This window comes from Peribacillus sp. TH16, from assembly GCF_016651095.1.
GTDB lineage: Bacteria > Bacillota > Bacilli > Bacillales > DSM-1321 > Peribacillus > Peribacillus butanolivorans.
This window is the reverse complement of the sequence record NZ_JAEKEM010000011.1, coordinates 25,237-46,362: the sequence shown is the minus strand read 5'-3', so window position 1 is coordinate 46,362 and position 21,126 is coordinate 25,237. Positions and strand designations below refer to the sequence as shown.

30 protein-coding genes and 1 pseudogene are annotated in these 21,126 nt (G+C 40.0%); all 31 read right to left on the bottom strand.

All coding sequences use genetic code 11. The annotated features are described in order from the left end of the window. Positions 1 to 26: 26 nt before the first annotated feature. The 31 genes and pseudogenes from infA to rpoC all read right to left on the bottom strand — a co-directional run bounded on the left by infA (position 27) and on the right by rpoC (position 21,020). Positions 27 to 245, bottom strand: a complete 219-nt coding sequence (infA, locus tag JFV29_RS28850; RefSeq protein ID WP_028390440.1) for a translation initiation factor IF-1 — start codon at positions 243 to 245, stop codon at positions 27 to 29. Between the two features lie 177 nt (positions 246 to 422). Next, positions 423 to 640, bottom strand: a pseudogene (locus JFV29_RS30835) (M24 family metallopeptidase); the annotation flags it as partial. A gap of 169 nt (positions 641 to 809) precedes the next feature. Then, positions 810 to 1,463: an adenylate kinase gene (locus JFV29_RS28845; protein WP_201188204.1), complete on the bottom strand. Its 654-nt coding sequence runs from the start codon at positions 1,461 to 1,463 to the stop codon at positions 810 to 812. A gap of 58 nt (positions 1,464 to 1,521) precedes the next feature. Then, the gene (gene secY / locus JFV29_RS28840) at positions 1,522 to 2,817 is read right to left on the bottom strand and encodes a preprotein translocase subunit SecY (RefSeq protein WP_053349052.1); all 1,296 of its coding nucleotides are present in this window, start codon (positions 2,815 to 2,817) and stop codon (positions 1,522 to 1,524) included. Then, positions 2,817 to 3,257 carry a 50S ribosomal protein L15 gene (gene rplO / locus JFV29_RS28835; protein WP_053349053.1) on the bottom strand — a complete coding sequence of 147 codons (441 nt, stop codon included), beginning with the start codon at positions 3,255 to 3,257 and terminating at the stop codon, positions 2,817 to 2,819. The genes secY and rplO overlap by 1 nt, the downstream gene beginning before the upstream one ends. Positions 3,258 to 3,289: 32 nt before the next feature. Further along, positions 3,290 to 3,472, bottom strand: a complete 183-nt coding sequence (gene rpmD, locus JFV29_RS28830; protein WP_053349054.1) for a 50S ribosomal protein L30 — start codon at positions 3,470 to 3,472, stop codon at positions 3,290 to 3,292. Between the two features lie 16 nt (positions 3,473 to 3,488). Then, complete coding sequence (gene rpsE, locus JFV29_RS28825; RefSeq protein WP_034304987.1) at positions 3,489 to 3,989, bottom strand: 30S ribosomal protein S5; 501 nt, start codon at positions 3,987 to 3,989, stop codon at positions 3,489 to 3,491. Between the two features lie 23 nt (positions 3,990 to 4,012). Then, positions 4,013 to 4,375: a 50S ribosomal protein L18 gene (gene rplR / locus JFV29_RS28820; protein ID WP_053349055.1), complete on the bottom strand. Its 363-nt coding sequence runs from the start codon at positions 4,373 to 4,375 to the stop codon at positions 4,013 to 4,015. Between the two features lie 32 nt (positions 4,376 to 4,407). Beyond that, positions 4,408 to 4,944 (bottom strand): 50S ribosomal protein L6, encoded by a 537-nt coding sequence (gene rplF / locus JFV29_RS28815; RefSeq protein ID WP_053349056.1) that lies wholly within the window; start codon positions 4,942 to 4,944, stop codon positions 4,408 to 4,410. Between the two features lie 30 nt (positions 4,945 to 4,974). Then, positions 4,975 to 5,373: a 30S ribosomal protein S8 gene (rpsH, locus tag JFV29_RS28810; protein ID WP_053349057.1), complete on the bottom strand. Its 399-nt coding sequence runs from the start codon at positions 5,371 to 5,373 to the stop codon at positions 4,975 to 4,977. Between the two features lie 30 nt (positions 5,374 to 5,403). After that, entirely contained in the window at positions 5,404 to 5,589 is a 186-nt protein-coding gene (locus JFV29_RS28805; RefSeq protein WP_034304998.1) for a type Z 30S ribosomal protein S14, read from the bottom strand. A gap of 25 nt (positions 5,590 to 5,614) precedes the next feature. Next, a complete protein-coding gene (gene rplE / locus JFV29_RS28800) occupies positions 5,615 to 6,154 on the bottom strand; it encodes a 50S ribosomal protein L5 (protein WP_053349058.1) in 540 nt (179 codons plus the stop codon). A 29-nt stretch (positions 6,155 to 6,183) separates the two neighbouring features. Further along, complete coding sequence (rplX, locus tag JFV29_RS28795) at positions 6,184 to 6,495, bottom strand: 50S ribosomal protein L24 (protein ID WP_053349059.1); 312 nt, start codon at positions 6,493 to 6,495, stop codon at positions 6,184 to 6,186. Positions 6,496 to 6,538: 43 nt separating this feature from the next. Next, a complete protein-coding gene (gene rplN / locus JFV29_RS28790) occupies positions 6,539 to 6,907 on the bottom strand; it encodes a 50S ribosomal protein L14 (RefSeq protein WP_053349060.1) in 369 nt (122 codons plus the stop codon). Positions 6,908 to 6,948: 41 nt separating this feature from the next. Then, the gene (gene rpsQ, locus JFV29_RS28785; RefSeq protein WP_034305007.1) at positions 6,949 to 7,212 is read right to left on the bottom strand and encodes a 30S ribosomal protein S17; all 264 of its coding nucleotides are present in this window, start codon (positions 7,210 to 7,212) and stop codon (positions 6,949 to 6,951) included. 18 nt (positions 7,213 to 7,230) lie between these two features. Then, positions 7,231 to 7,434: a 50S ribosomal protein L29 gene (gene rpmC / locus JFV29_RS28780; RefSeq protein ID WP_034305010.1), complete on the bottom strand. Its 204-nt coding sequence runs from the start codon at positions 7,432 to 7,434 to the stop codon at positions 7,231 to 7,233. Further along, a complete protein-coding gene (rplP, locus tag JFV29_RS28775) occupies positions 7,424 to 7,858 on the bottom strand; it encodes a 50S ribosomal protein L16 (RefSeq protein WP_053349061.1) in 435 nt (144 codons plus the stop codon). Before rplP ends, rpmC begins: the two co-directional genes overlap by 11 nt. 1 nt (position 7,859) lies before the next feature. Continuing rightward, on the bottom strand, positions 7,860 to 8,516 hold the full coding sequence (rpsC, locus tag JFV29_RS28770) for a 30S ribosomal protein S3 (protein WP_053349062.1): 657 nt from the start codon (positions 8,514 to 8,516) through the stop codon (positions 7,860 to 7,862). Positions 8,517 to 8,519: 3 nt separating this feature from the next. Next, positions 8,520 to 8,861 carry a 50S ribosomal protein L22 gene (gene rplV / locus JFV29_RS28765; RefSeq protein ID WP_034305017.1) on the bottom strand — a complete coding sequence of 114 codons (342 nt, stop codon included), beginning with the start codon at positions 8,859 to 8,861 and terminating at the stop codon, positions 8,520 to 8,522. Positions 8,862 to 8,878: 17 nt separating this feature from the next. Then, positions 8,879 to 9,157: a 30S ribosomal protein S19 gene (gene rpsS / locus JFV29_RS28760; RefSeq protein ID WP_034305018.1), complete on the bottom strand. Its 279-nt coding sequence runs from the start codon at positions 9,155 to 9,157 to the stop codon at positions 8,879 to 8,881. A gap of 60 nt (positions 9,158 to 9,217) precedes the next feature. Then, positions 9,218 to 10,048, bottom strand: coding sequence for a 50S ribosomal protein L2 (gene rplB, locus JFV29_RS28755; protein ID WP_053349063.1), 831 nt, complete (start codon positions 10,046 to 10,048; stop codon positions 9,218 to 9,220). A gap of 26 nt (positions 10,049 to 10,074) precedes the next feature. Beyond that, positions 10,075 to 10,359: a 50S ribosomal protein L23 gene (gene rplW, locus JFV29_RS28750; RefSeq protein ID WP_034305023.1), complete on the bottom strand. Its 285-nt coding sequence runs from the start codon at positions 10,357 to 10,359 to the stop codon at positions 10,075 to 10,077. Next, the gene (rplD, locus tag JFV29_RS28745; RefSeq protein ID WP_053349064.1) at positions 10,359 to 10,982 is read right to left on the bottom strand and encodes a 50S ribosomal protein L4; all 624 of its coding nucleotides are present in this window, start codon (positions 10,980 to 10,982) and stop codon (positions 10,359 to 10,361) included. The genes rplW and rplD overlap by 1 nt, the downstream gene beginning before the upstream one ends. A gap of 25 nt (positions 10,983 to 11,007) precedes the next feature. Continuing rightward, positions 11,008 to 11,637 carry a 50S ribosomal protein L3 gene (gene rplC, locus JFV29_RS28740; RefSeq protein WP_201188202.1) on the bottom strand — a complete coding sequence of 210 codons (630 nt, stop codon included), beginning with the start codon at positions 11,635 to 11,637 and terminating at the stop codon, positions 11,008 to 11,010. Positions 11,638 to 11,677: 40 nt separating this feature from the next. After that, positions 11,678 to 11,986: a 30S ribosomal protein S10 gene (rpsJ, locus tag JFV29_RS28735; protein ID WP_019244375.1), complete on the bottom strand. Its 309-nt coding sequence runs from the start codon at positions 11,984 to 11,986 to the stop codon at positions 11,678 to 11,680. A 421-nt stretch (positions 11,987 to 12,407) separates the two neighbouring features. Next, positions 12,408 to 13,595, bottom strand: a complete 1,188-nt coding sequence (gene tuf, locus JFV29_RS28730) for an elongation factor Tu (protein WP_201188200.1) — start codon at positions 13,593 to 13,595, stop codon at positions 12,408 to 12,410. 120 nt (positions 13,596 to 13,715) lie between these two features. Next, positions 13,716 to 15,794 carry an elongation factor G gene (gene fusA, locus JFV29_RS28725; RefSeq protein ID WP_056521830.1) on the bottom strand — a complete coding sequence of 693 codons (2,079 nt, stop codon included), beginning with the start codon at positions 15,792 to 15,794 and terminating at the stop codon, positions 13,716 to 13,718. Positions 15,795 to 15,838: 44 nt separating this feature from the next. Next, entirely contained in the window at positions 15,839 to 16,309 is a 471-nt protein-coding gene (gene rpsG, locus JFV29_RS28720; RefSeq protein ID WP_048677878.1) for a 30S ribosomal protein S7, read from the bottom strand. 41 nt (positions 16,310 to 16,350) lie between these two features. Then, complete coding sequence (gene rpsL / locus JFV29_RS28715) at positions 16,351 to 16,773, bottom strand: 30S ribosomal protein S12 (RefSeq protein ID WP_053349068.1); 423 nt, start codon at positions 16,771 to 16,773, stop codon at positions 16,351 to 16,353. 104 nt (positions 16,774 to 16,877) lie between these two features. Next, entirely contained in the window at positions 16,878 to 17,126 is a 249-nt protein-coding gene (locus JFV29_RS28710; RefSeq protein ID WP_034305040.1) for a 50S ribosomal protein L7ae-like protein, read from the bottom strand. A 294-nt stretch (positions 17,127 to 17,420) separates the two neighbouring features. Next, a complete protein-coding gene (rpoC, locus tag JFV29_RS28705) occupies positions 17,421 to 21,020 on the bottom strand; it encodes a DNA-directed RNA polymerase subunit beta' (protein WP_098174991.1) in 3,600 nt (1,199 codons plus the stop codon). Positions 21,021 to 21,126: the final 106 nt, after the last annotated feature.

Here is a 21,126-nt window from a genome sequence, read left to right as displayed (position 1 = left end):
CTTATACAGATCGGAGCGTAACCGGATTATTTAAACCGGTATGTGATTCTGCCGCGAGTTAGATCATACGGGGAAAGCTCAACCGTAACTTTATCTCCAGGCAAAATGCGAATAAAGTGCATACGAATTTTACCGGATACATGAGCTAAAACAGTATGACCATTTTCTAATTCTACCTTAAACATTGCATTTGGCAAAGTCTCTTGTACTGTGCCTTCTACTTCAATTACATCATCTTTCGCCATTAAAGTGATTCTCCCTTCTCTATGCGTGAACCTATTAAAGGTACACATCTTTCCGTCAACATTACTCCAGTCCAATTATCCTCAAAAGTCATACAATTCTGCATCAAGTATTCACCATTTTGTAGAACCAGGCTTTAACTGAGGACCTTTATCAGTTGGACCGAAATGAGGAATTTATGGGTCCTCATGTAAGTCTTGACCGATTCCGTGACCGACATACTCTCAAAATAGAGAAGCAATTAGTCTCGACATAGGTTTGAATAGCATGGGAGATGTTTGAAAGGCGCACGCCTGACATAGCTTCTTTCAACCCTCTATATCATGACTCTTTAGGAATCCTAATAGAGTCACTGCATTTCTTCATCAATTTTGCCGACCGGATATGTCCATGAAGATTACTTATAAAGTAATCGCCCAATTCAGGGAATACCAAGTACAAGAACCTGATTAATAAATGTGAGAATGCTCTAGCGAAATCCATTATACCCTTTGTATTAAAGGAATGCACCAAGTTTAACTAGTAAGTTGTAAAAATGGTATGAATTTCATAAATCAATACGATGATTAATTTTGCAAAGCACCAAGTAACACATCAATGTTTTCAAATACCTTATTAATATCTTGCTGTCCGTTAATGTTTACCAAGTATCCTTTTTCTCCGTAGAAATCAAGAAGTGGCTTAGTTTGTTTCAAATTCACATCTAAGCGATTTTGAACCGTTTCTTCATTATCGTCAGCACGTTGATATAATTCTCCGCCACAGCGGTCGCATACATCATCTTTAGCAGGAGGATTGAATACAAGATGATATGTCGCACCACATGATTTGCAAATACGACGTCCTGTCAATCTTTCCATTAAGATGCTTTTATCCACATCGATATTAATGACAAAATTTATTTTGCGATCTAAATCAGTAAGGATGCTTTCAAGTGCTTCTGCTTGTGCCACAGTACGTGGGAATCCATCAAGCAAAAATCCTTTTAGGCAGTCCTCCTTGCTTAAACGCTCACGTACAATGCCGATGGTAACTTCATCAGGTACCAATTCGCCTTTGTCCATGAATGATTTTGCCTTTAGACCTAATTCTGTTCCATCTTTGATAGCTGTTCGGAACATATCTCCAGTAGAAATATGAGGGATATTATATTTTTCTACGATTTGTTCGGCTTGAGTACCCTTACCAGCACCCGGCAGACCCATTAACACTAGATTCAATTTTCTTCCCCCTCAAACTCTATAATGGGTAAAGGGAACATGTTGTTCCCAAAACTCATTACTTTATAAAACCTTTATAGTGTCTTTTCACAAGTTGTGACTCTAGCTGTTTCATCGTATCAAGGGCTACCCCTACAACGATTAGTAAACTAGTTCCACCAATCTGTGCAGATTGAGGAAGATCAGCAAGCTTTATGAAAAATACCGGTAAAACGGCGATGACTGCTAAGAATATAGAACCAACAAACGTTAGACGGTATAAAACACGTGTTAAATATTCTTGTGTACTCTTACCTGGACGAATCCCTGGCACATAGCCACCTTGCTTTTTCAAATTCTCAGCCATTTGTTCAGGATTAACCTGAATGAATGCATAAAAATACGCAAAAGCAATGATAAGAGCAACATATATGATCATACCAATTGGATTGGTATAAACAAGATGTTCTGTAATCCAACTAGTAACACTGTTCTTTCCAAAAAAAGAAGCGATTGTAGTTGGGGTGATAAGAAATGCCATTGCAAAGATTACCGGAATAACCCCCGCAGCATTTACTTTCAATGGTAAATGTGTAGACTGGCCACCCATTTGTGTACGACCTACCGCAGCACGCTTGGCATACTGAATAGGAATTTTACGCAATGCCTGCTGAATAAAAATAACAGCAACCACGATTGCTAATACTGCTAAAACAATAAGGACTATAGTTATTATTCGTAAAAATAATTGATCTCCAGCATTTTCGAACTGTTGTGCGTAGATCTGGTTTGCCGTATTTGGCAAACTAGCCACGATACCAGCAAAGATTATGATAGAAATCCCATTACCTACACCTTTAGCAGTGATCAGCTCTCCTAACCACAAAAGAAAAGCTGTTCCTGCCGTTAAGACAGTCGCAATAAGCAAGTATGTTGCAATTCCAGGATTTTCAATCAATTGGCCACCTGACATATTATTGAACCCATAAGACATACCAAAAGCTTGGATAAATCCGAGTATAATAGTGAAGTACCGCGTGAATTGAGCTAATTTACGGCGCCCTGCTTCTCCTTGTTTAGACCATTCAGTGAACTTTGGTACAACATCCATCTGTAATAGTTGAACGATAATAGATGCCGTGATATACGGCATAATACCCATCGCTAAAATAGAGAAGTTTTGAAGTGCCCCGCCGCCAAAGGTATTTAAAAGACCTATGACGCTTAGCTGGTCCTGTGCAGCGAGAAAATCGGCATTCACATGCGGCACAGGAATAAATGTACCGATGCGATAGACGATTAACATTAGAAGGGTAAAAATAATCTTATTCCTTATTTCACCCACGCGCATAAAATTGGAGATCGTGCGAAACATTAGATCACCTCTGTATTACCGCCAGCAGCTTCGATAGCTTCTTTAGCAGTAGAAGAGAATTTGTGAGCTTTAACAGTAAGCTTTTTCTCAATGCTTCCTTTTGCAAGAATTTTGATTCCTGCTTTTTCTTTACTTACAATACCAGTCTCAAGTAATAGAGCTGGTGTTACTTCAGTACCGTCTTCGAAAAGATTTAACGTATCAAGATTCACGATAGCATAGTCTTTACGGTTAATGTTGGTAAATCCACGTTTAGGTAAACGTCTGAATAGAGGAGTTTGTCCCCCTTCAAATCCAAGGCGTACACCGCCGCCGGAACGAGCGTTTTGTCCTTTGTGACCTTTACCTGCTGTTTTACCGTTACCAGATCCAATACCGCGACCTTTACGTTTACGTTCTTTACGAGAACCTTCTGCAGCTTTTAACTCATGAAGTTTCATGTTGGCACCTCCTTGTTAAGTTAAAAATTATTTTATTGTTCTTTTACAGTAACAAGATGAGCAACTTTGGTAATCATACCGCGAATCGCAGGGTTATCATCATGAACAACCGTTTGATGCATTTTACGTAAACCCAAAGTGTTAACTGTAACACGTTGATCTTCAGGACGACCAATCAAGCTGCGAGTGAGGGTAATTTCTAATTTATTAGCCATAATTTGATTTCCCTCCTTATCCTAACAGTTCTTGTACTGATTTTCCACGTAACTTAGCTACGTCTTCAGCACGTTTCAATTGCTTCAATCCTTCGATTGTTGCGCGAACCATATTAATAGGTGTGTTAGTACCTAGTGATTTAGACAAGATATCGCTAACTCCGCCTAATTCAAGTACCGCACGAACAGGACCACCAGCAATTACTCCTGTACCTTCAGAAGCTGGTTTCAATAGAATGTGACCTGCGCCATAGCGTCCGTTCACAAGGTGAGGAATTGTAGTTCCAACCATTGGTACAGTAATTAGATTTTTCTTAGCGTCCTCAATAGCTTTACGGATTGCATCCGGAACTTCTTGAGCTTTACCAGTACCAAATCCAACATGACCGTTTTTATCACCTACAACTACTAGTGCAGTGAAACGGAAACGACGTCCGCCTTTAACAACTTTAGCTACACGATTTACTGTAACTACGCGTTCTTCAAGTTCTAATTTATTAGGATCAATGCTACGCATCTGTTTATGTCCCTCCTTATCCATTAAAATTCTAAGCCGTTTTCACGAGCAGCGTCAGCCAATGCTTTAACACGACCATGGAAGAGGTAACCACCGCGGTCAAATACCACAGCTTTGAAACCTTTTTCAACAGCACGTTTCGCAATAAGTTCGCCAACTTTTTGAGCTGCTTCAGCATTGCTACTAGCTTCGATACCGATCTCTTTATCAAGAGTTGAAGCACTTGCTAATGTTACGCCTTTTGCATCGTCAATTAATTGTGCGTAAATGTGTTTGTTTGAACGAAACACATTTAAACGAGGACGAGCTTCTGTTCCAGAAAGCTTTGCACGCACACGTGCATGTCTTTTCTGACGAGTAGCATTTTTATCAAGCTTCGTAATCATTTACGTCACTCCTTTCGTTTACTTATGCGGCATTACTTACCAGTTTTACCTTCTTTACGACGAACGAATTCGCCTTCGTAACGAATACCTTTACCTTTATACGGTTCAGGTGGGCGAACATCACGGATATTAGCTGCAAGAGCTCCTACACGTTCTTTGCTAGCACCTTTAATAATTACTTTTGTATTAGAAGGAACTTCGACTTCAACACCAGCTTCTGGTTCTATTTCTACAGGGTGAGAATATCCTACGTTAAGGATAAGCTTAGTACCTTGCTTTTGCGCACGGTACCCAACCCCAATAAGTTCAAGTGATTTTACAAATCCTTTTGATACACCTTCAACCATGTTAGAGATAAGTGCGCGAGTAGTACCGTGTAAAGAACGGTGAGTCTTCTCGTCAGACGGGCGTGTAACAGTTACCACGTTCTCTTCAACAACGATTGTAAGATCAGGACTAAATGATCTAGATAATTCACCTTTAGGTCCTTTTACAGTTACTTCACTTCCGTTAACAGTAACTGTTACACCTGCAGGGATTTCAATAGGTTTTTTACCTATACGAGACATATTGTGCACCTCCATTCTTGTGAAAATGTATTACCAAACGTATGCTAAAACTTCTCCGCCAACTTGTTTAGAGCGAGCTTCCTTGTCAGTTAAAACTCCGTGAGAAGTAGAAACAACTGCGATACCTAAACCGTTTAAAACGCGTGGTACTTCTCCAGTTTTTGCATATACACGCAAACCAGGTTTGCTGATACGTTTTAGACCAGTGATAACACGTTCGTTGTTTGCACCGTATTTTAAGAAGATACGGATGATACCTTGTTTGTTGTCTTCGATTAATTCAAAGTCACGTACGAAGCCTTCACGCTTTAAGATCTCAGCAATTTCTTTCTTGATCTTTGAAGCAGGAACTTCTAGTTTTTCGTGACGAACCATATTCGCATTACGGATGCGAGTAAGCATATCTGCAATAGGATCTGTCATGACCATTATATTTTACCTCCTTCCCAAACTCGGGTTTTACCAGCTAGCTTTTTTAACGCCAGGAATTTGTCCTTTATATGCAAGTTCGCGGAAACAAATACGACAAAGCTTAAATTTACGTAATACAGAATGTGGACGTCCGCAACGTTCGCAACGTGTATATTCTTGTACTTTAAACTTTTGTTCGCGTTTTTGCTTTACGATCATAGACTTTTTAGCCACGATTTCGCCTCCCTTTATTTAGAGATTACTTTTGGAACGGCATTCCAACTTGAGTAAGTAGTTCACGAGCTTCTTCGTCAGTGTTGGCAGTCGTTACGATAACGATATCCATACCACGAACTTTGCTCACTTTATCGTAATCAATCTCAGGGAAGATAAGTTGTTCTTTAACACCTAATGTATAGTTCCCACGTCCGTCAAAAGATTTCTTTGAAACGCCGCGGAAATCACGTACACGTGGTAAAGATACTGATACTAGCTTATCAAGGAATTGATACATACGTTCTCCACGTAATGTAACTTTCGCTCCGATAGGCATACCTTCACGCAAACGGAAGCCTGCGATTGATTTTTTAGCTTTTGTTACAACTGGTTTTTGACCAGTGATAAGTGTAAGTTCTTCAACAGCTGTATCTAAAGCTTTTGAGTTAGATACTGCGTCACCAACACCCATATTAATAACGATTTTCTCAATGTTTGGTACTTGCATTACTGATTGATAGTTGAATTTACCCATCAATGATGGTGTAATTTCACTTTTGAATTTTTCTTTAAGGCGGCTCATTGCTTAGTGTACCTCCCTTCATTTATGACTTATTTATCTAAAGTTTCACCTGATATTTTAGCTACGCGTACTTTTTTACCATTTTCAATCTTATATCCAACACGAGTCGGTTTACCTGATTTTGGATCAAGTGGCATTACATTGGATACGTGAATTGCAGCTTCTCTGCTAATAATTCCACCTTGTGGATTAATTTGAGATGGCTTGGAATGCTTTTTCACGATGTTAATTCCTTCAACAAGCACACGATTTTGTTTCGGATATGCTTCAAGAATTGTTCCTTGTTTGCCTTTGTCCTTACCAGAGATGACTACGACTTTGTCACCTTTTTTAACATGCATTAGCTTGGCACCTCCTTGAAAGGCTTTATACAAATTTTACATATTATAGAACTTCTGGAGCTAGAGAAACGATCTTCATGAAACTATTGTTACGTAATTCACGAGCAACAGGTCCAAAAATACGAGTTCCACGTGGGCTCTTATCGTCACGGATAATTACACATGCGTTTTCATCAAAACGAATGTAAGAACCGTCAGGACGACGCATACCACGTTTTGTACGGACAACAACAGCCTTAACGACTTCACCTTTTTTAACAACGCCTCCTGGTGTTGCCTGTTTAACTGTACAAACGATAACATCACCGATGTTAGCATATTTACGGCCAGAACCACCTAGGACTTTAATTGTTAGTACTTCACGAGCACCTGAATTGTCAGCGACTTTTAAACGAGATTCTTGTTGAATCATGTACGGTACCTCCCTTCGGAATTAGCTTAATCCGAACTATATTAAATAATTACTGCTTTTTCTACTACTTCTACAAGACGGAAGCGTTTTGTAGCTGAAAGTGGACGAGTTTCCATAATACGTACTACGTCGCCAGCTTTCGCTTCATTTAGCTCGTCATGAGCTTTTAACTTTTTAGAGTATTTCACGCGTTTACCGTATAAAGAATGCTTTTTATAGGTTTCTACAACAACTGTTACTGTTTTATCCATTTTATCGGATACTACGCGGCCAGTGTAGATTTTGCGTTGGTTGCGTTCGCTCATTCTGCAAACCTCCATTCATTATCGATTAGTGACACCGATCTCTCTTTGACGAACAACTGTTTTCATACGAGCAATCGATTTGCGAACTTCACGGATGCGAGCTGTATTTTCAAGTTGTCCAGTAGCTAACTGGAAACGAAGATTAAATAGTTCTTCTTTAAGAGATTTTAGTTTTTGTTCAATTTCAGCAGTGGTTAGATCTTTGATTTCATTAGCTTTCATTTGTTTCACCACCAATTTCCTCTCTTTTTACAAACTTACATTTGATTGGAAGTTTGTGTGCTGCAAGGCGCAATGCTTCTCTTGCCACCTCTTCAGATACACCAGAGATTTCAAACAATACTTTGCCCGGTTTAACTACTGCTACCCAACCTTCAGGAGCACCTTTACCGGAACCCATCCGTACTTCAAGCGGTTTTGCAGTGTAAGGTTTGCTTGGGAAAATCTTAATCCAAACTTTACCTCCACGTTTCATGTAACGAGTCATCGCAATACGAGCTGCCTCGATTTGACGGTTAGTGATCCAAGAAGCTTCTTGAGCTTGAAGTCCAAATTCTCCAAAATGAACTTCAGTGCCGCCCTTAGCCATCCCTCTCATCTTACCGCGATGTTCACGACGGTATTTTACGCGTTTTGGCAATAACATATTATTTTCCTCCTTCCTCAGATTTCTTCTTAGTAGGAAGAACTTCTCCACGGTAGATCCAAACTTTCACGCCTAGCTTCCCGTAAGTAGTATCTGCTTCAGCATGAGCATAATCTATGTCAGCACGAAGTGTGTGAAGTGGAACTGTTCCTTCGCTGTAGTGTTCAGCACGAGCAATATCAGCACCGCCAAGACGACCAGAAACTTGTGTTTTGATTCCTTTTGCGCCAGAACGCATAGTGCGTTGAATAGCTTGTTTTTGAGCACGACGGAATGAAACACGGTTTTCTAATTGACGAGCGATGTTTTCAGCAACCAATTTTGCGTCAAGATCTGCTCTTTTAATTTCAATGATATTAATATGAACTCTTTTGCCAGTTAGCTGGTTCAAAGCTTTACGAAGTGCTTCAACTTCAGTACCGCCCTTACCGATAACCATTCCTGGTTTAGCAGTGTGAACTGATACATTGATGCGGTTAGCAGCACGTTCGATTTCAACCTTGGATACAGAAGCATCACTTAAGCGTTTCGCGATATATTCACGAACTTTAATGTCTTCATGCAAAAGAGTAGCGTAGTCTTTATCAGCGTACCATTTGGATTCCCAATCACGAATGATTCCGATACGCAAACCGATAGGATTTACCTTTTGACCCACAGATTACCCCTCCTTCTTTTCTGATACAACGATTGTAATATGACTAGTACGTTTGTTTATTGCACTCGCACGACCTTGAGCGCGAGGACGGAAACGTTTTAATGTTGGTCCTTCGTTAACGTATGCCTCTGAAACGACTAGGTTATTAATATCCATTTCGTAGTTATGTTCTGCATTTGCGATAGCAGATTTCAGAATTTTTTCTACGACTGGAGAAGCAGATTTTGGTGTTAAGCGAAGAATCGCCACTGCTTCACCTACTTGTTTTCCTCGAATTAAATCTGCGACTAAACGCACTTTACGAGGAGCAATACGAACTGTTTTAGCGACAGCTTTTGCTTGCATGAGATGCCCTCCTCTCATTAACGTCTTGTTTTCTTGTCATCACTTGCGTGACCTTTATAAGTGCGTGTAGGCGCGAATTCGCCTAGTTTGTGACCTACCATATCTTCTGTTACATAAACCGGCACATGCTTACGACCGTCATAAACAGCGATTGTATGTCCGATGAATTGCGGGAAGATTGTTGAGCGACGAGACCAAGTTTTTACTACCTGTTTCTTGTCAGCTTCATTTAATTTTTCAACTTTTACCAATAAATGATCATCAACAAAAGGCCCTTTTTTTAAGCTACGACCCATGCGAGTACCTCCCTTCGTGACTGTTCTACGGTTCTATATATGAACCGTAGGTCAATCCCGTTATTTTTTACGACGACGTACGATAAATTTATCGGATTTATTTTTCTTCTTACGAGTTTTGAATCCAAGAGTTGGTTTACCCCATGGAGACATTGGTGATTTACGTCCGATTGGAGATTTACCTTCACCACCACCGTGTGGGTGATCGTTCGGGTTCATTACTGATCCACGAACAGTTGGGCGTTTGCCTAACCAACGATTACGACCAGCTTTACCAATGTTGATAAGTTCATGTTGTTCGTTACCAACTTGACCGATTGTAGCACGGCAAGTAGCAAGAATCATACGAACCTCACCTGAGTTTAAACGTACAAGTACATAACGACCTTCTTTACCAAGTACTTGAGCAGATGTTCCTGCTGAACGGACTAATTGTCCACCTTTTCCTGGTTTAAGTTCGATGTTATGAATTACTGTACCAACTGGGATGTTAATAAGAGGAAGAGCGTTACCCACTTTAATGTCAGCTTCTGGACCTGACATGATTTCCAAACCTACTTCTAGGTTTTTCGGAGCTAGGATATAACGTTTTTCTCCATCAACATAATTAATTAATGCAATGTTTGCAGAACGATTTGGATCGTACTCAATAGTAGCAACGCGTCCAGGTATACCATCTTTATTCCGTTTGAAATCGATGATACGGTATTGACGCTTGTGGCCGCCACCTTGATGACGAACTGTTAACTTACCTTGGTTATTACGGCCGCCTTTGCTGTGTAAAGGAGCAAGTAATGATTTTTCCGGTTTGTCTGTAGTAATCTCAGCAAAATCGGAAGTTGTCATATTACGTCGACCGTTAGAGGTAGGTTTATACTTCTTAATCGCCATTTGTATTTCCCTCCTTCTCTAATGAATTAAGCCTCGAATAGCTCGATTTCTTTGCTGTCAGCAGTTAATTTAACAATAGCTTTACGGCGCTTGTTAGTATAGCCTGCATGTTTGCCCATACGTTTAAATTTACCTTTGTAGTTCATGATGTTTACTTTCTCAACTTTAACGCCGAAAATTTCTTGAACAGCATCTTTAACTTGAGTTTTGTTAGCTCTAACATCAACTTCAAAAGTATATTTTTTCTCAGCCATTATGTCTGAAGAGCGTTCAGTGATTACGGGGCGCTTAATGATATCGCGTGCATCCATTATGCAAGCACCTCCTCTACTTTTTCGACAGCTGATTTAGTCAAGATCAATTTGTTGTGTGAAACAACATCAAGAACATTAAGACCAACAGCTTCCACTACAGTAACACCAGGGATGTTACGTGCAGAAAGAGCAACTTTCTCATCTAAACCGTCAGTAACGACTAACGTTTTAGTATCAACAGAAAGGTTTTTAAGTACTGCTACAAATTCTTTTGTTTTTGGAGCTTCGAAAGACAAGCTTTCAAGTACCAAAATGTTCTCTTCCAATGCCTTTGCAGACAATGCAGATTTAATAGCTAAACGACGTACCTTTTTAGGTAGCTTGTAAGCGTAAGATCTTGGAGTTGGTCCAAAAACAACACCACCGCCACGCCATTGTGGAGAACGGATAGAACCTTGACGCGCACGTCCAGTTCCTTTTTGTTTCCAAGGTTTACGTCCACCGCCTGCAACTTCAGAACGGTTTTTAACTTTATGAGTTCCTTGACGTAAGGAAGCTCGTTGCATAATGATTGCTTCAAATAATACATGATTATTAGGTTCGATACCAAAGATGGATTCATTTAATTCGATGTCGCCAACTTGTGAACCTGTTTGGTTGAACAATGTAACTTTTGGCATTCTATTGCTCCTCCTTTCTCAGAAATTACTTTGCTTTAACAGCAGTTTTTACTTTGATCAATGCTTTTCTAGCACCAGGTACATTACCTTTGATCAATAGTAGGTTACGTTCAACATCAACTTTAACGATAGCTAAGTTTTGAACAGTAATTTGTTCCCCACCCATACGTCCTGGTAATAGTTTACCTTTGAATACGCGGTTTGGAGCTACAGGACCCATTGAACCTGGGCGACGGTGGTAACGAGAACCATGAGACATTGGTCCGCGTGATTGTCCATGGCGTTTGATAGAGCCTTGGAAACCTTTACCTTTTGAAATTCCTGTTACATCTACTAAATCGCCTTCAGCGAAAATACTAACATTGACTTCTTGACCGATCTCATATTCATTAAGATCCGTTCCGCGGAATTCGCGAATGAAGCGCTTAGGAGTAGTATTTGCTTTTTCAACATGTCCCTTTTCAGGTTTGTTAGAAAGCTTTTCACGTTTGTTTTCAAAACCAACTTGAACTGCTTCATAGCCATCAGTTTCAACAGTTTTCTTTTGAAGAACCACGTTATTAGCAGCTTCGATAACTGTTACCGGGATAAGTTCACCGTTTTCAGCAAAAACTTGAGTCATACCGATTTTTCTTCCTAAGATTCCTTTGGTCATAAGTCACACCTCCTAGAGTAATTGTTCATATTTATATGAATTATAATTTGATTTCAATGTCAACGCCTGATGGTAAATCTAAACGCATCAATGAATCAACTGTTTGTGGAGTTGGATTAACGATGTCGATTAGACGTTTATGCGTACGCATTTCGAATTGTTCACGAGAATCTTTGTATTTATGAACCGCACGTAGGATCGTGTATACCGATCTTTCAGTAGGTAATGGAATTGGACCAGATACAGCCGCACCAGAACGTTTTGCAGTTTCAACAATTTTCTCAGCAGATTGATCAAGAATTCTGTGATCATATGCTTTTAAACGTATACGAATTTTTTGTTTTGCCATAATTTTCCCTCCTTTTCGCCTATTTTAAAATAGACCTTCTCAATGGAAATTTCCCACACACTCGCCATGGCAAAGCGGCCGGGTGTGTCAGCAACCTTCCATATCATCGCAGTCAAAGACCAACATTGTCTATTATACATAAAGCACAAGTAGAATGCAAGTTAAACTTAAACTTTTCTTGTGCAACACACTTTTATTATTATACATACTATCACAAGTATTTACAAGTACATTCTACACGGTCTTTCATATCCATTTTCTTCTTCTGAAAGATCATTAAAAATCTCTTTAAAATTTAATTACTTTTTAAGCAATACTATAGAAGAAATAAATTAAAAGTCTTTAATAAATAAAAAAAGCAGATGGCGTCCCATCTGCTTTTCCCGGAAGGCGTCCCTTCCAATATTCATTAAAGAATCAATTACTCTGTGATTGTAGCAACGACGCCAGCGCCTACAGTACGTCCACCCTCACGGATAGAGAATTTAGTACCTTCTTCGATAGCGATTGGAGCGATTAGTTCTACAGTCATTTCGATGTTGTCTCCAGGCATAACCATTTCTACGCCTTCAGGAAGGTTACAAATACCAGTTACGTCAGTTGTACGGAAGTAGAACTGAGGACGGTAGTTTGTAAAGAATGGAGTGTGACGTCCACCTTCTTCTTTAGAAAGAACATAAACTTCAGCTTTGAAACTTGTGTGTGGAGTGATTGTACCTGGTTTAGCAAGAACTTGTCCACGTTGGATATCTTCACGAGCAACACCACGAAGTAGTGCACCGATGTTGTCACCAGCTTCAGCATAATCAAGAAGCTTACGGAACATTTCAACACCTGTTACAGTTGTTGGTTTAGACTCTTCGTTGAAACCGATGATGTCAACAACGTCACCGACTTTAACTTGTCCACGCTCAACACGGCCAGTAGCAACTGTTCCACGACCAGTGATAGAGAATACATCCTCAACTGGCATCATGAATGGTTTGTCAGTGTCACGAGTTGGTTCTGGGATATACTCGTCAACAGCTGTCATTAATTCATGAATTTTTTCTTCCCAAGCAGCATCTCCTTGAAGAGCTTTTAGTGCAGATCCTTTGATAACTGGAATGTCATCGCCAGGGAATTCGTATTCAGATAGAAGATCACGGATTTCCATTTCTACTAATTCAAGAAGTTCTTCGTCATCAACCATGTCGCATTTGTTCATGAATACTACTAGGTATGGTACACCTACTTGACGAGAAAGAAGGATGTGCTCACGAGTTTGTGGCATTGGGCCATCAGCAGCAGATACTACTAAGATTCCGCCGTCCATTTGTGCAGCACCAGTGATCATGTTTTTAACATAGTCAGCATGTCCTGGGCAGTCAACGTGTGCATAGTGACGAGTAGCTGTTTCGTACTCAACGTGTGCTGTAGAGATTGTGATACCACGTTCTCTTTCTTCTGGAGCACCATCAATTTGGTCATAAGCGCGAGCTTCTGCTCCACCTGATTTAGCAAGTACAGTTGTGATTGCAGCAGTTAGAGTTGTTTTACCATGGTCGACGTGACCAATTGTTCCAACGTTAACGTGCGGTTTTGAACGATCAAATTTAGCTTTTCCCATTAGGAATTCCTCCTTAAAATTATAAATAATAGATTAAGTATATAGGGCTGTGAAGGAAGACTAATTCTTCCATCACAGCTTACATAAGATAGTTATACTTTAATAAGAGATGAAAATCAATTATTCACCTTTATTTTTTTTGATGATTTCTTCAGAAATGCTCTTAGGTACTTCTTCATAATGATCGAAGTGCATAGAGAATGTTCCGCGTCCTTGTGTGTTAGAACGTAGAGATGTAGCATATCCGAACATTTCAGATAGTGGAACCATCGCTTTAACCATTTGTGTGTTACCGCGAGCTTCCATACCTTCTACACGACCACGACGAGATGTGATATCTCCCATGATGTCGCCTAGGTAATCTTCAGGAATTACAACTTCTACTTTCATAATTGGTTCAAGGATAACAGGTTTACATTTAGAAGCAGCATTTTTTAGTGCCATGGATGCTGCAATTTTAAATGCCATTTCATTGGAGTCAACGTCATGGTAAGAACCGTCAAATAATTTTGCTTTGATGTCGACTAGCGGGTAACCAGCAAGTACACCACGGTCAAGTGAATCAACTAATCCAGCTTGTACAGCAGGGATGTATTCACGTGGTACTACACCACCGACGATAGCATTTTCAAATTCGAATCCTTTACCTTCTTCGTTTGGACCAAATTCAATCCATACGTGTCCGAATTGTCCACGACCACCTGATTGGCGAACGAATTTACCTTCAACTTTAGCTGAACCACGGAAAGTTTCACGGTATGCTACTTGAGGAGCACCAACGTTAGCTTCCACTTTAAATTCGCGACGCATACGGTCAACAAGGATGTCCAAGTGAAGTTCACCCATACCAGCGATAATCGTTTGACCAGTTTCTTGGTCAGTATGCGCACGGAATGTTGGATCTTCATCTTGTAGCTTTTGTAAAGCTTGACCCATTTTGTCTTGGTCTGCTTTCGATTTTGGTTCAACTGAAAGAGAAATAACTGGTTCTGGGAATACCATGGACTCAAGAATAACTTGGTTCTTGTCGTCACATAGAGTATCACCAGTTGTAGTATCTTTCAATCCTACAGCTGCAGCAATATCTCCTGCGTATACAGTTGATATTTCTTCACGGCTGTTTGCGTGCATTTGAAGGATACGTCCAATACGTTCACGTTTACCTTTAGTTGAGTTGATTACATAAGATCCTGATTCTAATGTACCTGAGTACACACGGAAGAATGTAAGTTTACCAACGTAAGGATCCGTCATTACTTTAAACGCTAAAGCGGAGAACGGTTCAGAATCATCTGAGTGGCGTTCTACTTCTTCTTCTGTATCTGGAAGAGTACCTTTAATTGCAGGTACATCTAAAGGAGATGGAAGGAAGTCGATAACGTTATCTAGCATTAATTGGACACCTTTGTTTTTGAAAGCTGATCCACAGATAACTGGGAAGAATTCAACGTTAACAGTTGCTGTACGAATAGCTGCTTTTAATTCAGCAATGCTGATTTCTTCGCCGCCAAGGTATTTTTCCATTAAGTCTTCATTAACTTCTGCAACTGCTTCAATTAACTTTTCACGGTATTCTTCAGCTAGTTCCCGATGTTCTTCAGGAATCTCACCAACAGTGATATCAGTTCCTAAATCATTAGCATAGAAATGAGCTTTCATTTCAATTAGGTCAATGATTGCAGAGAATTGATCTTCAGCACCGATTGGTAACTGAACTGGATGAGCATTAGCTTGTAGACGATCGTGGATTGTTCCAACTGAATAAAGGAAATCCGCACCGATTTTGTCCATTTTATTTACGAATACGACACGCGGTACACCATAAGTTGTAGCCTGGCGCCAAACTGTTTCAGTTTGAGGCTCAACACCTGATTGGGCATCAAGTACAGCTACAGCTCCATCAAGTACACGCAATGAACGTTCAACTTCAACTGTGAAGTCTACGTGTCCTGGTGTATCGATGATGTTTACACGGTGACCTTTCCACTGTGCAGTTGTTGCAGCGGATGTGATCGTGATTCCGCGTTCTTGTTCCTGTTCCATCCAGTCCATTTGTGAAGCACCTTCGTGTGTTTCACCAATTTTATGGATTTTACCAGTGTAGTATAGAACACGTTCTGTTGTTGTCGTTTTACCAGCATCGATGTGAGCCATGATACCGATATTACGAGTGTTTGCTAAGGAGAACTCTCTTGCCATTTGTCTTTCTCCTTCCTTCTATAAGGATTTTATAGTAATTGATCTTACCAGCGATAATGAGCGAATGCTTTATTAGCTTCAGCCATTTTGTGTGTATCTTCACGTTTCTTAACAGCTGCTCCAGTATTGTTAGCAGCATCCATGATTTCATAAGCTAAACGCTCTTCCATCGTTTTTTCTCCACGAAGGCGAGAGTAGTTTACTAACCAACGAAGTCCTAGAGTTGATTTACGATCTGGGCGCACCTCAACTGGTACTTGGTAGTTAGCTCCACCCACACGGCGTGCTTTTACTTCTAATACAGGCATGATGTTTTTAAGTGCTTGATCAAAAACTTCGATTGGTTCATTGCCAGTACGTTCTTTGATTAAATCAAATGCAGAGTAAAGAATTTTTTGTGATTTACCTCTTTGTCCATCAACCATTAATTTGTTGATTAAGCGAGTCACAAGTTTTGAATTATAAATTGGATCTGGTAATACGTCTCTTTTCGTTACAGGTCCTTTACGAGGCATTATATTTCCTCCTTTCAAGAAAGTTAATTTTTTGTTTCAAATTATTTTTTTGCTGCTTTCGGACGCTTAGTACCGTATTTAGAACGGCTTTGCATACGATTATTTACTCCTGCAGTATCAAGAGCACCACGTACGATATGATAACGTACCCCTGGTAAATCTTTTACACGACCGCCACGGATAAGAACCACGCTGTGTTCTTGTAGGTTGTGTCCAATACCTGGGATATAAGCTGTTACCTCGATACCGTTTGTTAAACGTACACGCGCATATTTACGTAACGCGGAGTTTGGTTTCTTCGGTGTCATAGTACCCACACGAGTGCAAACACCACGTTTTTGCGGAGATGATACGTTAGTTTGTGCTTTTTTAAAGCTGTTGTAGCCTTTGTTAAGTGCTGGAGATTTTGAATTAACCTCTTTAGACTCGCGTCCTTTACGCACTAATTGATTAATAGTAGGCATTACATTTTTCCTCCCTTCACGTTTTCATTTCTAGTACCACACATCCAGGTGGTTCATAAATGGGTAAAAACAAAGTCTTTGCAAATAGTATTGCAAAAACATTTTTACTTTTTAATGGCAACAGTTGCTGCTCCGACATCAATACCACATGCTTTGCCAAGCATTCTCATCGAATCAACATATGTGATAGGAACATCCAATTCTTTAGCGGTCTCAACGACACGCCCAGTCAAGTATATATCTGCATCATCAGCGATGATAACTTCTTGAATTAAATTGTTTTTCAGAGCTCTAACTGCTTGTTTCGTCCCTATAATCACTGACTTTGCCTGTATTACTTTTTCATAAGACATGGTCCATATCCTCCAAAGTTACAGGGTAACATAGGAGCACCTTTGCTATAGTATCACTTTTAGTCGGATACTGTCAACTTCTTTCAAAAAATTAATTTAAGCAAAAGGTTTTCCTTACATAATACTATTAAGATATTCACTTTGCCTAAAATAGAAATAAAGCGAGTTTTCACTCGTCTATTTAGTTAGTCGTTCTTATTAAGAGAGACCAGCTCAATAAATTCTGATCCTTCAACTCCTCCATAGTAAAGGAGTGCGGTCTTCAGTTTTAATGATGAGCTGGTCATATTTCATTTAATCTACTGTTACTGTATCTGTGCTTTCGCCACCAACAACGACAGGGTTAGCTTTTCTGTAACGAAGCATACCTGTTCCTGCAGGGACAAGTTTACCGATGATAACATTTTCTTTAAGTCCAAGCAATTCATCACGTTTTCCTTTAATTGCTGCATCCGTCAAGACTCTAGTTGTTTCTTGGAATGACGCTGCGGACAAGAAGGAATCCGTTTCTAGAGATGCTTTTGTAATACCTAGTAATACAGGACGTCCAGTAGCAGGTAATTTGCTAGTCAGTAATGCATCTGTGTTCGCAGTTGTAAACTGGTTAACATCCAATAATGTTCCTGGAAGAACTTCAGTTTCACCAGCGTCAAGCACACGGACCTTACGCATCATTTGTCTAACCATAACCTCGATGTGTTTATCACCGATTTCTACCCCTTGCATCCGGTATACTTTTTGTACTTCATGAAGCAGGTATTCCTGAACAGTAAGTACATCAGTAACTTTCAGCAATTCTTTCGGATCGATTGAACCCTCTGTTAGCTCTTCGCCTCGACGTACGGCTGTATCAACAGCTACCCTTAAACGCGCTGTGTACGGCGCAGTATAAGTGCGTGATTCAACTGCACCTTGAACAACGATTTCCTGTTGTTTATCGCGGATTTCATTAATCGAAACAACTGTTCCTTCGATTTCAGAAATGATAGCTTGACCTTTAGGATTTCTCGCTTCAAATATTTCTTGGATACGAGGTAAACCTTGAGTAATATCATCTCCGGCAACCCCACCAGTATGGAATGTACGCATCGTTAACTGTGTACCTGGTTCTCCGATTGATTGAGCAGCAATAATACCAACTGCTTCGCCCACTTCAACTTCTTGACCAGTAGCCAAGTTACGTCCATAACATTTTTTACATACACCATGACTAGTGTTACATGTAAAGGCAGAACGAATCCATGCTGTTTCAATACCAAGAGATTCAATATAATTAGCCAGATCCTCAGTGATAAGATCGTTTTCAGCTACAATCACTTCATTTGTTTCTGGATGTTTAATCGCTTTTCTTGCATATCGACCTACTAGACGCTCTTCTAGATGCTCGATTATTTCTGTACCCTCTCTCAAGGCAGAAATTTTCAAGCCGCGGTCTGTACCACAATCATCATCACGAATGATAACGTCTTGAGCTACGTCAACTAGTCGGCGTGTAAGGTAACCGGAATCGGCTGTTTTAAGTGCTGTATCAGCAAGACCTTTACGAGCACCATGTGTAGAGATAAAGTACTCTAACACTGTTAAACCTTCACGGAAACTTGATTTAATCGGTAATTCAATGATACGTCCAGCCGGGTTGGCCATCAATCCACGCATACCCGCAAGCTGCGTAAAGTTGGATGCATTACCACGGGCACCGGAGTCACTCATCATGAAGATTGGGTTGCGTCGGTCCAGAGAGTCCATAAGTTTGGACTGAATGGTATCCTTAGCAGCACTCCAGATTGAGATAACGCGATCATAACGCTCATCTTCCGTAATTAGACCCCGTCTAAATTGTTTTAGGACGTTATCTACTTTCGTTTGAGCTTCAGTAATGATTTCTTGTTTTTCTTTTAAAACAACAATATCAGCCACACCAACGGTAATACCTGCTTTTGTCGAATATTTGAATCCAAGATCTTTCATCCTGTCAAGCATTTTAGAAGTTTCGGTAATTTTGAAACGTTTAAAGACTTCCGCAATAATATTCCCAAGAATTTTTTTCTTGAATGGATCAATAGCGGGTTGAGCCTTAATCAATTCAGGTATATCAGCGCCTTTTTCCACGAAATACTTCTCTGGAGTTTTTGTTTCCAAATTATAACGTGTTGGTTCGTTAATATACGGGAATGATTTTGGTAAAATTTCATTGAAGATCAATTTACCAACAGTTGTTATTAAGAGTTGGCTATTTTGCTCTTCCGTGAATGTTTCATTATTTAGTGATGATGCATGCACAGCACAACGGGAATGTAAGTGTACATAACCATTTTGGTATGCAAGCAACGCTTCACTTGTATCTTTAAAGATCATACCCTCACCGATAGCGCCTTCTCTTTCCAATGTTAAGTAATAGTTACCTAATACCATATCTTGAGAAGGTGTAACAACAGGTTTACCATCTTTAGGATTCAAAATGTTTTGCGCAGCAAGCATTAGCATACGAGCCTCTGCCTGAGCTTCAGAAGATAAAGGAACATGGACCGCCATTTGGTCACCGTCAAAGTCAGCATTGTAAGCTGTACATACAAGCGGGTGCAAACGAATTGCGCGACCTTCAACTAGAGTTGGTTCAAATGCTTGAATACCAAGTCTATGAAGAGTCGGTGCACGGTTCAGTAGTACCGGGTGTTCTCTAATAACTTCTTCAAGCACATCCCAAATTTCAGGAGATAGTCGTTCAATCTTACGTTTAGCAGATTTAATGTTATGCGCTAAACCTCTTTGAACTAGTTCCTTCATAACGAATGGTTTGAATAATTCAATCGCCATTTCTTTCGGCAGACCACATTGGTACATCTTTAAGTTAGGTCCAACTACGATAACAGAACGACCAGAGTAATCAACACGTTTACCAAGAAGATTTTGACGGAAACGGCCTTGTTTACCTTTTAACATATGAGATAAAGATTTTAATGGACGGTTACCAGGTCCAGTTACTGGACGACCACGACGGCCATTATCGATTAAAGCATCGACAGCTTCTTGAAGCATACGTTTTTCGTTTTGAACGATAATGCTTGGTGCTCCAAGGTCCAATAATCTTTTCAACCGATTATTACGGTTGATAACACGACGATATAAATCATTTAAATCAGATGTAGCAAAACGACCACCATCAAGTTGTACCATTGGACGAAGCTCCGGTGGAATAACCGGTAGCACGTCTAGTATCATCCATGAAGGCTCATTACCAGAGTTACGGAATGCTTCTAGCACTTCCAAGCGTTTAATTGCACGGGTTCTGCGTTGTCCTTGAGCTGTTTTAAGCTCTTCTTTCAACGACTCTACTTCTTTTTCCGTATCAATGTCTTGTAAAAGTTTTTTAATAGCTTCCGCACCCATCGCTGCTTGGAACTTCTTACCGTATTTTTCACGGTATGTACGATATTCTTTTTCAGAAAGAAGCTGTTTCTTCTCTAAAGTTGTATCGCCTGTTTCAGTTACCACGTAAGATGCAAAGTAAATAACTTCTTCCAATGCACGCGGAGACATATCAAGAACAAGTCCCATACGGCTCGGAATTCCTTTAAAATACCATATGTGTGAAACTGGAGCTGCCAGCTCAATATGACCCATACGTTCACGACGAACTTTAGCACGAGTGACTTCAACGCCACAACGGTCACAAACTACGCCTTTATAACGAACACGTTTATATTTTCCACAATGACATTCCCAGTCCTTTTGAGGTCCAAAAATTCTCTCACAGAATAAACCGTCTTTTTCTGGCTTTAACGTACGATAGTTGATTGTTTCTGGTTTTTTAACTTCTCCATGCGACCAAGAACGAATCTTGTCTGGCGAAGCAAGACCAATTTTCATATACTCGAAATTATTAACGTCTAACAAGGGGCCTACCTCCCTTTTAATCTCCAGGTTTAACCCTTGATTGCCGTCTTAATATCAGGCAATCTACACCGGATGATGGTTGATTGAATCAATAAGACTCTAACAA

What these genes read in the sequence shown, in the direction of transcription:
- infA (WP_028390440.1), bottom strand. Translation starts at nt 245, where the DNA reads ATGGCGAAAGATGATGTAATTGAAGTAGAAGGCACAGTACAAGAGACT.
- secY (WP_053349052.1), bottom strand. Translation starts at nt 2,817, where the DNA reads ATGTTTCGCACGATCTCCAATTTTATGCGCGTGGGTGAAATAAGGAAT.
- rplO (WP_053349053.1), bottom strand. Translation starts at nt 3,257, where the DNA reads ATGAAACTTCATGAGTTAAAAGCTGCAGAAGGTTCTCGTAAAGAACGT.
- rpmD (WP_053349054.1), bottom strand. Translation starts at nt 3,472, where the DNA reads ATGGCTAATAAATTAGAAATTACCCTCACTCGCAGCTTGATTGGTCGT.
- rpsE (WP_034304987.1), bottom strand. Translation starts at nt 3,989, where the DNA reads ATGCGTAGCATTGATCCTAATAAATTAGAACTTGAAGAACGCGTAGTT.
- rplR (WP_053349055.1), bottom strand. Translation starts at nt 4,375, where the DNA reads ATGATTACGAAGCTTGATAAAAATGCTACTCGTCAGAAAAGACATGCA.
- rplF (WP_053349056.1), bottom strand. Translation starts at nt 4,944, where the DNA reads ATGTCTCGTATAGGTAAAAAACCTATTGAAATCCCTGCAGGTGTAACA.
- rpsH (WP_053349057.1), bottom strand. Translation starts at nt 5,373, where the DNA reads ATGGTCATGACAGATCCTATTGCAGATATGCTTACTCGCATCCGTAAT.
- rplE (WP_053349058.1), bottom strand. Translation starts at nt 6,154, where the DNA reads ATGAGCCGCCTTAAAGAAAAATTCAAAAGTGAAATTACACCATCATTG.
- rplX (WP_053349059.1), bottom strand. Translation starts at nt 6,495, where the DNA reads ATGCATGTTAAAAAAGGTGACAAAGTCGTAGTCATCTCTGGTAAGGAC.
- rplN (WP_053349060.1), bottom strand. Translation starts at nt 6,907, where the DNA reads ATGATTCAACAAGAATCTCGTTTAAAAGTCGCTGACAATTCAGGTGCT.
- rpsQ (WP_034305007.1), bottom strand. Translation starts at nt 7,212, where the DNA reads ATGAGCGAACGCAACCAACGCAAAATCTACACTGGCCGCGTAGTATCC.
- rpmC (WP_034305010.1), bottom strand. Translation starts at nt 7,434, where the DNA reads ATGAAAGCTAATGAAATCAAAGATCTAACCACTGCTGAAATTGAACAA.
- rplP (WP_053349061.1), bottom strand. Translation starts at nt 7,858, where the DNA reads ATGTTATTGCCAAAACGCGTAAAATACCGTCGTGAACATCGCGGTAAG.
- rplV (WP_034305017.1), bottom strand. Translation starts at nt 8,861, where the DNA reads ATGCAAGCAAAAGCTGTCGCTAAAACAGTTCGTATTGCTCCTCGTAAA.
- rpsS (WP_034305018.1), bottom strand. Translation starts at nt 9,157, where the DNA reads ATGGGTCGTAGCTTAAAAAAAGGGCCTTTTGTTGATGATCATTTATTG.
- rplB (WP_053349063.1), bottom strand. Translation starts at nt 10,048, where the DNA reads ATGGCGATTAAGAAGTATAAACCTACCTCTAACGGTCGACGTAATATG.
- rplW (WP_034305023.1), bottom strand. Translation starts at nt 10,359, where the DNA reads ATGGATGCACGCGATATCATTAAGCGCCCCGTAATCACTGAACGCTCT.
- rplD (WP_053349064.1), bottom strand. Translation starts at nt 10,982, where the DNA reads ATGCCAAAAGTTACATTGTTCAACCAAACAGGTTCACAAGTTGGCGAC.
- rplC (WP_201188202.1), bottom strand. Translation starts at nt 11,637, where the DNA reads ATGACCAAAGGAATCTTAGGAAGAAAAATCGGTATGACTCAAGTTTTT.
- rpsJ (WP_019244375.1), bottom strand. Translation starts at nt 11,986, where the DNA reads ATGGCAAAACAAAAAATTCGTATACGTTTAAAAGCATATGATCACAGA.
- tuf (WP_201188200.1), bottom strand. Translation starts at nt 13,595, where the DNA reads ATGGGAAAAGCTAAATTTGATCGTTCAAAACCGCACGTTAACGTTGGA.
- fusA (WP_056521830.1), bottom strand. Translation starts at nt 15,794, where the DNA reads ATGGCAAGAGAGTTCTCCTTAGCAAACACTCGTAATATCGGTATCATG.
- rpsG (WP_048677878.1), bottom strand. Translation starts at nt 16,309, where the DNA reads ATGCCTCGTAAAGGACCTGTAACGAAAAGAGACGTATTACCAGATCCA.
- rpsL (WP_053349068.1), bottom strand. Translation starts at nt 16,773, where the DNA reads ATGCCTACTATTAATCAATTAGTGCGTAAAGGACGCGAGTCTAAAGAG.
- JFV29_RS28710 (WP_034305040.1), bottom strand. Translation starts at nt 17,126, where the DNA reads ATGTCTTATGAAAAAGTAATACAGGCAAAGTCAGTGATTATAGGGACG.